Genomic DNA, 697 nt, shown 5'->3' with positions numbered 1-697 from the left:
GGGCCGCAGAATTCGCCATAGCCAATTCTCTCAAACCACGAACCATAAACTAATTACCGACACGCGACACTAGCACGGATGAACCACTTCGGTCGACGAACATAGATTTGTCGACCCAACTACCTCCCACGCCGAGGATCTCGGCTTCCAGAGTCGGGTTGGCGGTAACGGTTCTGCCGCTGAGCACATCAGCGCTGACCAGTACGCCCGATGCGTAGTCGATAGCTGCGACGGGCTTACCCGTATCGCAAAACTCTCGGACAAACTTCACAGCGGCATCTTGTAAGCGCAGACTGTCCGGGGTCGCAAGCACGCAAGGCAGCACTAACGCATCGAAACTAACCGGGGTCGCGCCCTGACGGCCATCACTGGGCTCGAAGCTGTCCGCAGCGGGAAGACGACGCAGAGCACGAACAGTGTCATCCCGAATCGACAACAGACACGGTCTGCCGCCTGTCTCCTCGACGATTCGCCAGGACGACGTGAGTTCGGCGTGGTCAACTGCCTCGGGTGCGACGAGAAAAGCAACGGCGGCACCGAGTAATTCATCAGCCATGACTCAAGTATTCCTTCCAGATGCCGCCCGAAGTCGAGGCATCACCCCTGTGACTTCACTCCGAGGGGCTGGTGCACGAGTAGGTGACATCTGATCTGGCTTGCCCTGCCGGGCGGCCTGGAAGGATGCCAGCTGTGCCCA

At 59.0% G+C, this 697-nt stretch carries 1 protein-coding gene; it reads right to left on the bottom strand.

Going from position 1 to position 697, the window contains the following annotated elements; genetic code table 11:
• Positions 1-49 precede the first annotated feature (49 nt).
• Complete coding sequence (locus A5777_RS17140; RefSeq protein ID WP_064863568.1) at positions 50-556, bottom strand: DJ-1/PfpI family protein; 507 nt, start codon at positions 554-556, stop codon at positions 50-52.
• Between the last annotated feature and the right edge of the window lie 141 nt (positions 557-697).

This window comes from Gordonia sp. 852002-10350_SCH5691597, assembly GCF_001665715.1.
In the GTDB taxonomy this organism is placed as follows: Bacteria; Actinomycetota; Actinomycetes; order Mycobacteriales; family Mycobacteriaceae; genus Gordonia; species Gordonia sputi.
Note: the sequence above shows the minus strand (reverse complement) of the source record. Positions and strands in the feature narration are given on the sequence as shown.